Genomic DNA, 13,940 nt, shown 5'->3' with positions numbered 1-13,940 from the left:
TGGGGCTGCTTCGGAGGCCCCATGGGGGCGGCCGGAGGTTATTCGTCGTGCGCCGGGATCGTTGGCGTACGTACGTCCGTATAGCGAGGGTGAGGAGGGTCGAGCCATGCACTGCCCCTTCTGCAGGCACCCCGACAGCCGGGTGGTCGACAGCCGGACCACGGACGACGGGACGGCGATCCGCCGGCGCCGTCAGTGCCCCGACTGCTCCCGCCGTTTCACGACCGTCGAGACGGCGTCCCTGATGGTGATCAAGCGGAGCGGGGTCACCGAGCCCTTCAGCCGCAACAAGGTCATCGCCGGGGTGCGGAAGGCGTGCCAGGGTCGCCCGGTCACCGAGGACGCGCTCGCCAAGCTCGGCCAGCGGGTCGAGGAAGCGGTGCGCGCGACCGGCAGCGCCGAGCTGTCCACCCACGACGTCGGGCTCGCCATACTGGGCCCGCTGCAGGAACTCGACCTCGTCGCGTACCTGCGCTTCGCGTCCGTTTACCGGGCCTTCGATTCGCTCGAGGACTTCGAGGCGGCCATCGCCGAGCTGCGGGAGCAGCGCGAGCAGGGCCCGCCCGGCCCGGACTGCGGGACCGACGGGGAGGCCGACGCGGCCGTTCCCGTGCCCGCCACCGCCGCCGACTGAGCTCGGCGCGCATCCAGACCTGTATCGGGGCGAGAGCAGGGCGCCCCGGTATCAGAAAGACAAACACCGTGCCACGGAATGCGTGCGCACATATGGGCGTTTGCCCGTATACAGGGAGGCGGAATGACAGAGACGACGAGCGGCCCGGCACGAGGCTCCCGCGCCAAGGGCAGCAAGGTGAGCAAGGGTCTGCGTATCGAGCGCATTCACACCACCCCCGGAGTGCATCCGTACGACGAGGTGGAATGGGCCAGCCGTGACGTCGTCATGACCAATTGGCGCGACGGCTCGGTCAATTTCGAGCAGCGTGGCGTCGAGTTCCCCGAGTTCTGGTCGGTGAACGCGGTCAACATCGTTACGAGCAAGTACTTCCGTGGCGCGGTGGGCTCCCCGAGCCGTGAGGCGAGCCTCAAGCAGCTGATCGACCGCGTGGTCAAGACGTACCGCAAGAGCGGCGAGGAGAACGGTTACTTCGCCTCCCCGGCGGACGCCGAGATCTTCGAGCACGAGCTGGCGTACGCCTTGCTGCACCAGATCTTCAGCTTCAACTCGCCGGTGTGGTTCAACGTCGGCACCCAGCAGCCGCAGCAGGTCAGCGCCTGCTTCATCCTGTCCGTGGACGACTCGATGGAGTCGATCCTGGACTGGTACAAGGAAGAGGGGATGATCTTCAAGGGCGGCTCCGGTGCCGGTCTGAACCTCTCCCGCATCCGCTCCTCCAAGGAACTGCTCTCCTCCGGTGGCAACGCCTCCGGCCCGGTCTCCTTCATGCGGGGCGCCGACGCCTCCGCCGGAACGATCAAGTCCGGCGGCGCCACCCGCCGCGCGGCCAAGATGGTCGTGCTCGACGTCGACCACCCGGACGTCGAGGCCTTCATCGAGACCAAGGTGAAGGAGGAGGAGAAGATCCGCGCGCTGCGCGACGCGGGCTTCGACATGGACCTGGGCGGCGACGACATCACGTCCGTCCAGTACCAGAACGCCAACAACTCGGTCCGCGTGAACGACGAGTTCATGAAGGCCGTCGAGTCCGGCTCGAAGTTCGGCCTGCGCGGCCGCCTGACCGGTGAGGTCATCGAGGAGGTCGACGCCAAGGGCCTGTTCCGCAAGATGGCGGAGGCAGCCTGGGCGTGCGCCGACCCCGGCATCCAGTACGACGACACCATCAACCACTGGCACACCTCGCCGGAGACGGGCCGGATCACCGCCTCCAACCCGTGCAGCGAGTACATGCACCTGGACAACTCCTCGTGCAACCTCGCCTCGCTCAACCTCCTGAAGTTCCTGCGCGACGACGACCTGGGCAACCAGTCCTTCGACGCCGAGCGCTTCGCCAAGGTCGTCGAGCTGGTCATCACCGCGATGGACATCTCCATCTGCTTCGCCGACTTCCCCACCCAGAAGATCGGTGAGACCACCCGCGCCTACCGCCAGCTGGGCATCGGCTACGCCAACCTGGGCGCCCTGCTGATGGCCACCGGCCACGCCTACGACTCCGACGGCGGCCGTGCGCTGGCCGGTGCCATCACCTCCCTGATGACCGGCACCTCCTACCGCCGTTCCGCCGAACTGGCCGCGGTCGTCGGCCCGTACGACGGCTACGCCCGGAACGCCGACGCCCACAAGCGCGTCATGAAGCAGCACTCGGACGCCAACGGCGCCGCGGTGCGCATGGACGACCTGGACACCCCGGTCTGGGCCGCGGCCACCGAGGCCTGGCAGGACGTCCTGCGCCTCGGCGAGAAGAACGGCTTCCGCAACGCCCAGGCGTCCGTGCTGGCCCCGACCGGCACGATCGGCCTGATGATGGACTGCGACACCACGGGCGTCGAGCCGGACCTGGCGCTGGTCAAGTTCAAGAAGCTGGTCGGCGGCGGCTCCATGCAGATCGTGAACAACACGGTCCCCAAGGCGCTCAAGCGGCTCGGCTACCAGCCCGAGCAGGTCGAGGCGATCGTGGCGCACATCGCCGACCACGGCAATGTCGTCAACGCCCCGGGCCTCAAGCCGGAGCACTACGAGGTCTTCGACTGCGCCATGGGCGAGCGCTCCATCTCGCCGATGGGCCACGTCCGCATGATGGCCGCCGCCCAGCCGTTCCTGTCCGGTGCCATCTCCAAGACGGTCAACGTCCCGGAGTCGGCCACCGTCGAGGAGATCGAGGACGTCTACTTCCAGGGCTGGAAGCTCGGCCTGAAGGCGCTGGCGATCTACCGCGACAACTGCAAGGTCGGCCAGCCGCTCTCCGCCAAGAAGAAGGAGGAGAAGAAGGCCGCGGTCGAGCCGGTCACCGAGAAGGTCGTCGAGTACCGCCCGGTCCGCAGGCGCCTCCCCAAGGGCCGTCCGGGGATCACCACTTCCTTCACGGTCGGCGGTGCCGAGGGCTACATGACCGCCAACTCCTACCCGGACGACGGTCTTGGTGAGGTCTTCCTGAAGATGTCCAAGCAGGGCTCGACCCTCGCGGGCATGATGGACGCCTTCTCCATCGCGGTGTCGGTCGGCCTCCAGTACGGCGTCCCGTTGGAGACCTACGTTTCGAAGTTCACCAACATGCGCTTCGAGCCGGCCGGTATGACCGACGACCCGGACGTGCGGATGGCGCAGTCGATCGTCGACTACATCTTCCGCCGCCTGGCGCTGGACTTCCTGCCGTTCGAGACCCGCTCGGCCCTGGGCATCCACTCCGTCGAGGAGCGCCAGCGCCACCTGGAGACCGGTTCCTACGAGCCGGCCGACGACGAGGTCGACGTCGAGGGCCTGGCCCAGTCGGCGCCGCGCCAGATCGACCCGCCGAAGGAGTCCACCCCGGCGGTGAAGATCGTCGAGGAGACCGCCGCCCCGGCTCCCAAGCAGGCGCACACCAACGCCGAACTGGTCGAGATGCAGCTGGGCATCAATGCCGACGCCCCGCTGTGCTTCTCCTGCGGCACGAAGATGCAGCGCGCCGGCAGCTGCTACCTGTGCGAGGGCTGCGGCTCGACCAGCGGCTGCAGCTGAGCCTGTGACGGGCCGCGCCGGAGGTCTTCGGTGCGGCCCGTAGGGCCCGCGTGGCGGGTCGAGAGGGCTCAAGGACGTACGGAGGGGACCGGTCGGGCGCCGGTCCCCTCCGGCGTGTGCGCGGGGCCGTTGCGGCCGCTCGTCCGCGGGCGGAGCAGCGCGTGCAGGGCCGCAGCGGCCAGCTGGACACCGGCGATGCCCGCCAGGAGGAGAGCCGGCGGGAGGGCGGCCGCCGCACCGACGAGCGTCGCGCCCACGGATGCCGCGGTGAACTTCAGCCCCGCCCCCAGGGTGAAGACCTGCGCCCGGGCCCGCGGCGGTGCGTGCGTGGCCCGGATGCGGAGGGTGGCGGTCAGCAACGGGCCGTCGCACACGCCCGCGAGGGCGAAGAGGGCCAGGCCGGCCCCCGGCGACGGGACCAGCGCGGCGGCGGCCAGCGCCAGGCCGGTCCCGCACAGCGAGACGGTGGCGAGGTGGTGATCCGGGAGGGGCGGTTGCCTGCGGGCCGCCACCAGTGAGCCGATGAGCGCCCCGAGGGCGAACGCCGTCATCAGGGCGCCACCCGCCCCCGGGTGTCCCCGGTGGGCGGCGAGCAGCACCGTAGTGGTGGTGAGCCCGCCGAGGGCGCCGAACGCCAGACAGGTCGCCGCCGTGATGGCGCGCAGCTCACGGGTGCGCCATACGGCCGCGAGCCCGGCCATGAGGTCCGCGCGCAGAGTGGTGACGGGTAGCGCGCCGGGCACCGGCTGGTCCGTGTGCCGGTACGGCAGTCCGCCGGCCAGGGACGCCCCGAGGGCCGCCGCGGCCCCGATGAGCAGCGTGGCGGCGCCCGGGGAGGCCAGTGCGGCCACCGCGCTGACCACGGCGGGCCCGGCCACCGAGGCGGCGTTGTAGACCGCCGCATCCAGGGCGTAGGCCCGGTCGCGCCGTCCGCCTGCCGGCAGGAGAACGGCGATCAGGCTGGACAGGCCCCCGGAGACGACCGGGCCGCACGCGCCGCCGGCGAGGGCGACGGCCAACGTCACCGGTAGCGGGGCCCGCCCGAGGAGCTGCGACAGTACGGCGATGGCCGCGGCGAAACCGCTCAGCGCCCCGAGGTAGCCCAGCCGCAGGCGGCGCACCCGGGGAGCGAGGGCGCCCACCAGGGGAGCCGCGACCACATGCGGTGCCATCCAGGCGGTGAGGACGAAGGCGCCCTGGGCCGCGCTCCCGGTCCGCTGCACCGCCAGCAGGACGACCGCCACGGCCATTCCTTCATCGGCGAGCCGGGCGAAGAAGGCGGTGGCCAGATAGAGCGGTAATCCTGCGCGTGCTCCCGGGGTGGCGGACTGCCGCGGCATACGCATCTCCAGGTTTCCGGTGAGCCGACGCTGGCGACCAAGGATGGGGTGTAACGGCTTGTACGCGCAAGTCGTTACGCTGGAACGGCGTGAACGGACCATGGGTATGCGCCAGGAGTGCGGAGAGTGGGGAGACCGTGACGGGTGAGGCGGCGGTGCGGCATGGGTTCCGGCCCGCGGACCGGCTGATCGATCTGGTGAATGCGGTACGCACGGAACCGGGTATCCCCCGAGAGGCGCTGGCTGCGCTGCTCGCGCGCCATGGGGAACGCCCGGAGGACCTCACCGAGCAGGCGTTCACGGGCGAGGACGCCGAGGGGCTGCGGGCGGCCGCGGACCGGCTCGGCGGTCTCCTCGCCGAGCCCGATGTCGACCGGGCCGCCCACGCCATCAATGCGCTGCTGGCCGAATGCGGTGCCCGGCCGCACCTCTCGCGGCACGACGGGCACACCTGGCATCTGCACATCGACCGGGGGGACGAGGCGACCTGGGCCGAGTGGTTCATGGCCTCAAGTGCCCTGGTCCTGGCGCAGATCCTCACCGAGTACGGCCGGATTCCCTGGGGGGAATGCGCCGCTCCGGGGTGCGCCACGCTCTATCTGGGCACCGGCCCCGGGAGCGGGCGCCGCTACTGCTCGACCACCTGCGCGTCACGGGCGCGGGTCGCGGCGCACCGCCGCCGCAAGAGGGAGGGCGGATAGCGACGCGCGCCATGGGGGCGGTCATGCGGCGCGGTTCCGCTCTCGTGGGTTCCGTAGGGGCGCCCTGGTCAGCGTCCCATCAGCCGGGAGAAGTCGGCCGGTTCGGCGTCGAAGCCCCGGAGTGCCGCATGGAAGTGCCAGTTGCCCGCCTCGTCCCGGGTGAACTCGGCGACCGTCGCGGCGGTCGACTGCGCGACCTCCGCGAAGTCGTGCGAGGTCAGGTCGGTGTATCCCTGACGGATGCGTACGGCCGCGTTGGCGATCTCGCCGAAGGCGATGCGGTCGTCGCCCTGTTGGATGGCCACCCCGACGAGCACCCGTACGTAGGTCTCGGACAGCCGGTCCAGTTCCAGCGTCATGATCTCGTCCCAGCCGAACCCTTGGCCGGTGCGACTGTCGCGGTTGAGGTTGATGGTTCCGTCGGGCGACCGGCTGTCGAAGTGCACCAGGTAGGCCGGGTCGCCGTGCGGTGCGTCGGCCGTGTAGGTCGCCGCGACGATGTCGAGGTCGTGGTCCGGCGTGCCCATCGGGCTCGGATCCCATTTGAGCGCTACTTCGACCTTCTCGATCCCTTTGCTGAGCGTGCTCACCGGGCTTTCCTTCCCTCGTCTCCCGGGGTGCGGCACCGCCGATGTGGTCGCGCGGACGGGGTCCCCCGGGACTTCCCGTTGGTGACCATCGTGCCACGCCCCGTGTCCTGGAGCGCCGGGGAACTTCCCCTGGTCAGAGGTGACTTGATGCCGTTCCCCTTGGCCGGAAAGTGCCCCTGGGGCATCGGCGAGCGGTGTTCCGTCCTGCCTCAGGATGCCTCCTGGCTCCAGAGATCGTGTAGATGCGCGTCAAGAACGTCCAGGGCGGCGGCGGGGGAGAGATGGCCGATCAGGACGTGGGTGGTGAGGCCGTCGGCGAGGGCGAGGAGCGTGCGTGCCGCCCGCTCCGGGTCGGAGGTGTCGGAAGCCTCGGCGACCAGCCGCGTGAACACCGTCTGCAGACCCGCGTAGTTGGTGCGCAGGATTTCGGCCAGTGAGGGGCTGACGGCGGCCTGCGCCACGAAGGCGAGCCAGACCCGGGCCTCGGCCCGGTTCTCGTCGCGGAGAAGTGAGACCTCGGTAGTGGCGTGACCCAACGCCGTGCGTGCCGACTGGGCGGGTGAGGCGGTGAGCCGTGCCGCCACCCGGGCGCCGACCCGCTCGCCGATGTGGCCGAGTACGAAGACCAGCATCTCCTCCTTGGTGTGGAAGCAGCGCTGGACGGCCCCCATGGACACCTCGGCGCGCGCCGCGACATCGCGCAGCGTCACCCCCTCCAGCCCGCTCTCGTCAGCGAGTTGGCACACCGCCTCGGCGATCTGCCGACGTCGGCCCTCATGGTCCACCTGCTTGGGCATCCCGTGCGCTCCGGTTTATTCGATGCGGTCGTATCGCTGGCAAGGTTACGATGTCGAAGCGATGCAAGCGCATCGGAAAAGGGGCTGGTCCGGTACTCGCGTCGGAACGTGTGACGTCGGGCCCCGGACCGCGAAAGGGGAGAAATGCCCAGCGCGTTGTGGAAGTTGACGGCCGCTGCCCAGGCGGCGGCGGTGCGCGACGGAGACGTGTCGGCGGTGGAGCTGGTCGATGCGCACCTGGCGCGGATCGCCGAGGTCAACCCGGCCGTCAACGCCGTCACTCAGCTGCTCTCCGACCGGGCCCGGACCGAAGCGGCGGCGGTCGACCGCCAGCGCGCCGAGGGGGCGGAGCTGGGGCCGCTGGCCGGGGTGCCGTTCACGGTGAAGGAGAGCACCGCCATCGAGGGCGTACCGACGACCTACGGCGCGGAGCGCTTCCGTGACCTCGTCGCACGCGCCGACGCGCCCCCGGTGGCAAAGCTGCGCGCGGCGGGCGGCATCCCCATCGGGCACAGCAATATGCCGACGCTCATCCTGGCCGGTGTCCACACCCGTAGCGAGCTGTTCGGGGACACCGCGAATCCCTGGAGCGGGGCGGTCACCCCGGGCGGCACCAGTGGGGGTGACGGTGCGGCCGTGGCCAGCGGTATGGCGGCGCTCGGCCTCGGCAACGACTCCGGAGGATCGGTGCGTATCCCGGCGTCCTTCTGTGGTGTGGCCGGACTCAAGCCCACCTACGGGCGGTTCGCTGCCGATCACCGCATCGGACCCGACGATCCCTCCCTCGCCGCCCAGTTCCTCGTGGTCGACGGGCCGTTGGCCCGTAGGGTCGGCGATCTCCGGCTCGCCTACGAGGTGCTCGCCGGGGCCGATCCCCGCGACCCTAGGGCGGTGCCGGTGCCCCTGTACGGCGAGTCGCCGGGGCGGCCCGTCAAGGTGGCGATGGTGACCGACCCGGGTGGGCACGGTGTGCATCCTTCGGTGCGCAAGGCGGTGGAGAGCGCCGCGGACGCGCTCCGGGACGCCGGGTACGAGGTGAGCGAGGTGGCCGATGTGCCGCGGCTGGACGAGGCCTTGGGCGCCTACGCCCGTATGACGCGCACCGAGTTCGCCACCACCTGGCCGGTGGTCAAGCCGCTGCTCGGGGAGGGCGGCCACCGTTACATCGAGCGGGGCATGGCCGAGGTCGCCCCCGTGGGGCTGACCGAGTACCTGCGGCTGACCGGCGTGCGGATGGGCATCCAACGGGACTGGGCGCAGTTCCTGGACGAATATCCGCTGGTCCTGGGCCCGGTGTTCACCGAGCCGCCGTTCGCGCCGGGGGAGGAGGTGCGGGACGACGAGGGGTATCGGCGGGTGCAGAACGCCATGCGGCTGTGTACGGCCACCAGCTTCGTGGGGGTGCCCGCGGTCGCCGTGCCCACCGGTGTGGTGGAGGGGCTCCCGTATGGCGTGCAGCTGATCGGCCGCTCCTACCGGGAGGACCTGTGTCTGGCGGCGGCCGAGGAGGTGGAGCGGCGGCTGGGTGTACTGACGCCCATTGATCCCCGTCCGTAAGGAAGTTCGGGGTGGTACGCACAGTGATCCGGATCGGCCCCCGGGCCGTACGATGGCGCGGTGCTGGTCAAGTGGATTCGCCTCACCGTAGTGGACCGTCGAGGGTTCGAGCGGGGGCAGCGGAAATGGGCGGGGCTGCTGGGTGAACCGGGGTTTCGTGGACAGGGCGGCGGATGGAGCCGGGGCCGGCCGGACGTGGCGCATCTGGTCGCCTTCTGGGAGAGCCGGGCGTTCTACGACTCCTTCATGGCCCGCTCGCACGACCGGCTCGCGGCCGCCCAGACCGGCACCTACAAGGACGCCCAGGTCCGGCTCTTCGAGCACGAATTTGATGTGAAGGTGGGCTTCCGGCCGGCGTTCGGTGACGTCGACGTGCTGCGGCTGGCGCACTGCCAGGTGCGCCAGGACCGCGTGGACCACTTCATGCTGATGCAGGAGAAGGTCTGGAACCCGGCGATGGCGGGCTCACCGGGGATGCTCCGGGGGATGCTGGGGCGGGCTCCCGGGGAGGAGTTCCTGGTCCTCTCGATGTGGCAGTCGGCGGCGGAGCGCGGGAAGTACCGGCCCGAACGGGTGGAACGACTGGCACTGCGCGCCCAGATAGCCGCGGACGTCCGGGCGATCGCCGGGGACGTGGTGCAGCTCGAACCGTCCTGGACGGTGTGACCGGCCCTGCGCTCCGTCCGTGGGGGCAGGGCGGGACCGGCCGGGTCTGCCCCGTCCGTAGGGAGCAGGGTATGACCGGCCGGGTCTGCCCCGTGCGCGGGAGTCAGGAGGCCGGGTCCGCAGTGGCGCCCACGGTGGTGCCACCGGCGAACACCCCCGCGCGTGCTGCGGCCAGCGTTGCCGCCACGGCCTGATCGGCGAGGGGGAGGTCGATCGGCTCCCGGGTGATGAACAGGCGGAAGAAGAGCGGCGCCGAGACGGACCGGACGAGCGCGCCGGCGTCCAGCGGTGCGGTCAACTCCCCCCGCGCGACCGCCCGTTCCACGAGGGCCTCGCAGCGCGTGAACCGTTCGGCGTAGTAGGCGCGCAGCGCCTCCGCGGCCCGTTCCGACTGGAAGGCGGCGGCGATCATCGCGGAGCCCGACGCGGCCACCGAGGAGTCGGTGAAGGAGGCGACGACCTCGTGGGCGAGCGCGCGCAGATCGCCTTCCAGCGACCCGGTGTCCGGCGGGGTCCAGCTGTCCTCGCCCGCCAGGTCCAGGGCGTCCGCGACCAGCCCCTCGACGTCCTTCCAGCGGCGGTACAGCGTGGTCTTGTGCACGCCGGAGTGCTCGGCGACATATTCGACCGTCAGCCCGGGGTAGCCGTGCTCGGTGAGGCCGGCCAGCACGGCGTCGCGGACCGCCGCGCGGGTGCGGGCGGTCCGGCCGCCGGGGCGGCGGGTGCCGGGGGCGGAGGGTTCGGTGCTGCCGGCCTCTTCGCGCGCGGGTTCTCCTTCTCGCGCGGCTTCTCCAGTCAACTGCAACTCCAGTTGCGTTAGCGGGGGTCCTGTGTCATCATCAGCGTAACGCAACGAGGGTTGCGTTTATCGGGGGAGGTCGTATGCCCACTCAGATCTCATTGCACGACATCACCAAGTCCCATGGCGAGCGCCTGCTGCTCGACGCCGTCTCGCTGTCGGTACGGCCCGGCGAACGCGTCGGGATAGTGGGGGAGAACGGCGCCGGCAAGTCGACGCTGCTGCGCCTGATCGCGGGCGTCGAGCAGCCGGACGAGGGCCATGTCGTGCTGACCGCCGACGGCGGCATCGGCTATCTCGGACAGACCCCCGACCTCCCGCCGGACCGCACCGTCCAGGACGCGATCGACGCGGCCCTGACCGACCTCAGGGACATGGAGCGCCGGCTGCGAACTCTGGAAAGCGGACTCGCCGACGCCACGGCCGCCCGGCTCGACGAGTACGGCGATCTGCTCACCCTCTTCGAGCTCCGGGGCGGTTATGAGGCCGACGCCCGGGTCGAGGCGGCCCTGCACGCCCTCGGGCTGGAAGGGCTGGGCCACGACCGGCTGCTGGGCAGCCTCTCCGGTGGCGAACAGGCCCGTCTGGGGCTGGCCTGCCTGATCGCCGCGGCTCCCGAGGTGATGCTCCTCGACGAACCGACCAACCACCTCGACGCCGCCGCGCTCGACTGGCTGGAGGGCGCCCTGCTCGCCCACCGGGGCACCGTCCTCGCCGTCTCGCACGACCGGCTCTTCCTCCAGCGGATCGCCACCACGATCGTCGAGGTCGACGCCGACCGCCGGTCACTCGTCCGCTACGGCGACGGCTACGGCACCTTCGTGGCGGCCAAGGCCACCGCCCGCCGCCGCTGGGAGCAGGAGTACGCCGTGTGGTGCGAAGAGATCGCCCACCTCACCGACTTCGCCGCCGGAACGGCGCACGGCGTTGCCCCGGGCCGGGCCATCAAGGACGGCAACAAGATGGCGTACGACCGGGCCAAGGGCCGGGTCCAGGCATCGGTGTCCAGCAGGGTGCGCAACGCCCAGGAGCGGCTGCGCAGACTCAGGGAACACCCGGTCCCCAAGCCGCCGGAACCACTCCGCTTCCGGGCGGCCCCGGGCCTCGGCGGGACCGAAGGGACCCTCGTCGAGCTCGACGGGGTCCGGGTCGGGGACCGGCTCGCCGTGGACTCCCTCAGCATCACGGCGGGGGAGCGGCTGCTCATCCACGGACCCAACGGCGCGGGCAAGACCACCCTGCTCAGGATCCTGGCCGGGCTCACCGCACCGGACAGCGGCACGGTGCTGCGCCGGGGACGCATCGGCTACCTCGCCCAGGAGATACCGGTCTCCCGACCCGCCGAGTCGCTGCTGGACACCTTCCGCCGCGGCCTCGCCGGGCATCCGGAAGAGCTGGCCGCGCTGCTGCTGTCGTTCGGACTGTTCCGCGAACGCGACCTCCAGGTGCCGGTCGGGGCGCTCTCGGCCGGTCAACGGCGCCGCCTCGCACTGGCCCGACTGCTGGCCCGCCCGGCCGATCTGCTGCTGCTCGACGAGCCCACCAACCACCTGGCCCTCGGCCTGGTCGAGGAGCTCGAAGCGGCCCTGGCGGCCTGGCCCGGCGCCCTGGTCATGGTCACCCACGACCGCTTGCTGCGCCGCCGCTTCGGCGGCCGCCCCTATGAGATACGCAACGGCCGCCCGGCCCTGGTCGCCGCCTGAGCCAGGCTGCCTGCCGCGGTCACCGCCGCGGTTCGCCCGCCACGATCGGTGCCGCGATCGGTGCCGCGATTGGTGCGGAGCCGAGCCGAAAGGCGGCCTGCCCGTGTCCGGCCCGCCCGGTCCGGCCCGCCCGTGTCCTCGACCCCGTGTCTCCGCCACCACCGTGTCCCTGCCCCACGGTGTCCTCGGCTTCCCCGAACGCCGGCCGTCCGGGCACGGCCGCGAACGGGGCCACGTGCGGCATGTACAGGGCAGGCGTTCTAGGCTGGCGGCATGGCTCGCCCCCGACGCATCGTGCTCCTCCGCCATGGAGAGTCGGAGGGCAACATCGACGACAGCATCTACGAGCGGGAGCCGGACCACGCCCTCTCCCTCACCAAGGCCGGGCGGCGGCAGGCCGAGGAGGCCGGTGGCCCGCTCCGTGAGATGTTCGGTGACGAGCGGATCTCCGCCTATGTCTCGCCCTACCGCCGCACCCACCAGACCTTCCGCGAGCTCGCTCTGGACCCGGGGAAGGTACGGGTGCGCGAGGAGCCCCGGCTGCGCGAGCAGGACTGGGGGAACTGGCAGGACCGCGATGACGTACGGCTGCAGAAGGCCTACCGGGACGCGTACGGCCACTTCTTCTACCGCTTCGCCCAGGGCGAGTCCGGCGCGGACGTCTACGACCGGGTGGGGGCATTCCTGGAGAGCCTGTGGCGCAGCTTCGAGGACCCGAACCACCCGCCGAACGTCCTGATCGTCACGCACGGTCTCACCATGCGGCTGTTCTGCATGCGCTGGTTCCACTGGACCGTCGCCGAATTCGAGTCGCTGTCCAACCCGGGCAACGCCGAATGGCGCACCCTGCTGCTCGGTCCGGACGGCCGCTACACCCTCGACCGGCCGTTCGAGCGCTGGTGTGAACCCGAGCCTTATGGCGTCACCGGTTAAAGTGCACACCGATGACCCCCGACCACCGTGACGCAGACCGCTGTGCGCGGGCTCTGGCGAGCCTGCGCGGACTGTCCGTGGGCGATGCCCTCGGCTCCCAGTTCTTCGTCCCCGCCCACTACCCCGCCCTCAAGCGCCGCCAGCTGCCGCCCACCCCGTGGCAGTGGACCGACGACACGGAGATGGCCTGCTCGGTCCTGGCCGTGCTCGTCGCGCACGGCCGGATCGACCAGGACGCCCTCGCCGCCTCCTTCGCCGACCACCACGACTTCGACCGTGGCTACGGCCCCGCCGTCAACCGCCTGCTCCGGCTGATCCGCGAGGGCGGCGACTGGCGCGAGCTGTCCTCGGCGCTCTTCAACGGCCAGGGTTCCTGGGGCAACGGCGCCGCCATGCGCATCGCCCCCCTGGGCGCGTGGTACGCCGACGACCCCGAGCAGGCCACGCACCAGGCGGAGATCTCGGCCTACACCACCCACCAGCACCGCGAGGCCGTGGTCGGCGCCATGGCCGTGGCCGCGGCGGCCGCCCTGGTCGCCGACCCGAGCCGGCAGATCGGCCCCGAGGAGCTGCTCGACGGAGTGCTGGAGCTGATCCCGCGCAGCGCCGTACAGGCCGGACTCCGCCGGGCCCGGGACATGCTCGACTACGCCGACTCCGGCACCGTCGCCGCCGTCCTGGGCTGCGGCCGACGCACCAGCGCCCACGACACCGTGCCCTTCACCCTCTGGGCGGCCGCCCGCCATCTCGGCAACTACGAGAAGGCCTTCTGGACCACCGTGCGGGCCGGCGGCGATGTCGACACCACCTGCGGCATCGTCGGCGGGATCGTCGCCGCCGACCCCGCCGGCGCGCCGCCCGCGCAATGGCTGGAGGGCACCGAGCCCCTCCCGTCCTGGGCCCCCACCCTCGAAGTCTGACCACCCGACCACACCTGCCGCCGGGCCATGCCCAGGACACACTCGCCCACGACTCCCGCCACCGGCGGGGCGACGGCCGTCACCCCGTAACCGGCTGAGCTCCCAACGCGACCGGGTGCTCCAACGCCTTGCGCGGATCCGCCACTTCGCGCTGCCCGACGGCGCCCGCGAAGCCGAACGGCGACGATCCGCCTGCTCCGGAAGGTCGCCCACCGGCGTCTCCCATACCCGTCGGTAGCATCCCCCGTCGGGCCCGCCCGCTTTCTCACCGGCACCGATTGTGGCCAGGGGCGGATCCGA

At 71.4% G+C, this 13,940-nt stretch carries 12 protein-coding genes; 8 read left to right on the top strand and 4 right to left on the bottom strand.

Going from position 1 to position 13,940, the window contains the following annotated elements:
* Window positions 1–106: 106 nt before the first annotated feature.
* Window positions 107–634 carry a transcriptional regulator NrdR gene (gene nrdR / locus ACFV1J_RS11230; RefSeq protein WP_385857044.1) on the top strand — a complete coding sequence of 176 codons (528 nt, stop codon included), beginning with the start codon at window positions 107–109 and terminating at the stop codon, window positions 632–634.
* A gap of 123 nt (window positions 635–757) precedes the next feature.
* Complete coding sequence (locus ACFV1J_RS11225; RefSeq protein ID WP_385857043.1) at window positions 758–3,634, top strand: vitamin B12-dependent ribonucleotide reductase; 2,877 nt, start codon at window positions 758–760, stop codon at window positions 3,632–3,634.
* Window positions 3,635–3,702: 68 nt separating this feature from the next.
* Here ACFV1J_RS11225 and ACFV1J_RS11220 read toward each other — a convergent pair whose 3' ends face one another.
* Window positions 3,703–4,974 (bottom strand): MFS transporter, encoded by a 1,272-nt coding sequence (locus ACFV1J_RS11220; RefSeq protein WP_385857042.1) that lies wholly within the window; start codon window positions 4,972–4,974, stop codon window positions 3,703–3,705.
* A gap of 137 nt (window positions 4,975–5,111) precedes the next feature.
* Here ACFV1J_RS11220 and ACFV1J_RS11215 point away from each other — a divergent pair, with 137 nt between their 5' ends.
* Entirely contained in the window at window positions 5,112–5,675 is a 564-nt protein-coding gene (locus ACFV1J_RS11215; RefSeq protein WP_385857041.1) for a CGNR zinc finger domain-containing protein, read from the top strand.
* A 68-nt stretch (window positions 5,676–5,743) separates the two neighbouring features.
* Here the strand turns inward: ACFV1J_RS11215 and ACFV1J_RS11210 are convergent, their stop codons facing one another.
* Both ACFV1J_RS11210 and ACFV1J_RS11205 read right to left on the bottom strand, forming a co-directional pair.
* Window positions 5,744–6,301, bottom strand: coding sequence for a TerD family protein (locus tag ACFV1J_RS11210; protein WP_385857040.1), 558 nt, complete (start codon window positions 6,299–6,301; stop codon window positions 5,744–5,746).
* Between the two features lie 173 nt (window positions 6,302–6,474).
* Complete coding sequence (locus ACFV1J_RS11205) at window positions 6,475–7,062, bottom strand: TetR/AcrR family transcriptional regulator (RefSeq protein ID WP_385857039.1); 588 nt, start codon at window positions 7,060–7,062, stop codon at window positions 6,475–6,477.
* A gap of 144 nt (window positions 7,063–7,206) precedes the next feature.
* Here ACFV1J_RS11205 and ACFV1J_RS11200 point away from each other — a divergent pair, with 144 nt between their 5' ends.
* Complete coding sequence (locus ACFV1J_RS11200; protein WP_385857038.1) at window positions 7,207–8,619, top strand: amidase; 1,413 nt, start codon at window positions 7,207–7,209, stop codon at window positions 8,617–8,619.
* Between the two features lie 60 nt (window positions 8,620–8,679).
* The gene (locus tag ACFV1J_RS11195; RefSeq protein ID WP_385857037.1) at window positions 8,680–9,285 is read left to right on the top strand and encodes a YdbC family protein; all 606 of its coding nucleotides are present in this window, start codon (window positions 8,680–8,682) and stop codon (window positions 9,283–9,285) included.
* Between the two features lie 103 nt (window positions 9,286–9,388).
* On the opposite strand, the gene ACFV1J_RS11190 is transcribed toward ACFV1J_RS11195, so the two are convergent.
* The gene (locus ACFV1J_RS11190) at window positions 9,389–10,084 is read right to left on the bottom strand and encodes a TetR/AcrR family transcriptional regulator C-terminal ligand-binding domain-containing protein (RefSeq protein WP_385857036.1); all 696 of its coding nucleotides are present in this window, start codon (window positions 10,082–10,084) and stop codon (window positions 9,389–9,391) included.
* An 83-nt stretch (window positions 10,085–10,167) separates the two neighbouring features.
* On the opposite strand from ACFV1J_RS11190, the gene ACFV1J_RS11185 reads away from it, so the two are divergent.
* The 3 genes from ACFV1J_RS11185 to ACFV1J_RS11175 all read left to right on the top strand — a co-directional run bounded on the left by ACFV1J_RS11185 (window position 10,168) and on the right by ACFV1J_RS11175 (window position 13,640).
* A complete protein-coding gene (locus ACFV1J_RS11185) occupies window positions 10,168–11,787 on the top strand; it encodes an ABC-F family ATP-binding cassette domain-containing protein (protein WP_385857035.1) in 1,620 nt (539 codons plus the stop codon).
* Window positions 11,788–12,060: 273 nt separating this feature from the next.
* A complete protein-coding gene (locus tag ACFV1J_RS11180; RefSeq protein ID WP_385857034.1) occupies window positions 12,061–12,720 on the top strand; it encodes a histidine phosphatase family protein in 660 nt (219 codons plus the stop codon).
* A gap of 11 nt (window positions 12,721–12,731) precedes the next feature.
* Window positions 12,732–13,640 (top strand): ADP-ribosylglycohydrolase family protein, encoded by a 909-nt coding sequence (locus ACFV1J_RS11175; RefSeq protein ID WP_385857033.1) that lies wholly within the window; start codon window positions 12,732–12,734, stop codon window positions 13,638–13,640.
* Window positions 13,641–13,940: the final 300 nt, after the last annotated feature.

Origin of the sequence: Streptomyces sp. NPDC059649, from assembly GCF_042734445.1 — a bacterium.
Taxonomy (GTDB): domain Bacteria; phylum Actinomycetota; class Actinomycetes; order Streptomycetales; family Streptomycetaceae; genus Streptomyces.
The sequence above is the reverse complement of the archived record's forward strand: the minus strand, read 5'-3'. Positions and strand labels throughout refer to the sequence as shown.

What these genes read in the sequence shown, in the direction of transcription:
- ACFV1J_RS11180 (WP_385857034.1), top strand. Translation starts at nt 12,061, where the DNA reads ATGGCTCGCCCCCGACGCATCGTGCTCCTCCGCCATGGAGAGTCGGAG.
- ACFV1J_RS11220 (WP_385857042.1), bottom strand. Translation starts at nt 4,974, where the DNA reads ATGCCGCGGCAGTCCGCCACCCCGGGAGCACGCGCAGGATTACCGCTC.
- ACFV1J_RS11175 (WP_385857033.1), top strand. Translation starts at nt 12,732, where the DNA reads ATGACCCCCGACCACCGTGACGCAGACCGCTGTGCGCGGGCTCTGGCG.
- ACFV1J_RS11185 (WP_385857035.1), top strand. Translation starts at nt 10,168, where the DNA reads ATGCCCACTCAGATCTCATTGCACGACATCACCAAGTCCCATGGCGAG.
- ACFV1J_RS11205 (WP_385857039.1), bottom strand. Translation starts at nt 7,062, where the DNA reads ATGCCCAAGCAGGTGGACCATGAGGGCCGACGTCGGCAGATCGCCGAG.
- ACFV1J_RS11225 (WP_385857043.1), top strand. Translation starts at nt 758, where the DNA reads ATGACAGAGACGACGAGCGGCCCGGCACGAGGCTCCCGCGCCAAGGGC.
- ACFV1J_RS11200 (WP_385857038.1), top strand. Translation starts at nt 7,207, where the DNA reads ATGCCCAGCGCGTTGTGGAAGTTGACGGCCGCTGCCCAGGCGGCGGCG.
- nrdR (WP_385857044.1), top strand. Translation starts at nt 107, where the DNA reads ATGCACTGCCCCTTCTGCAGGCACCCCGACAGCCGGGTGGTCGACAGC.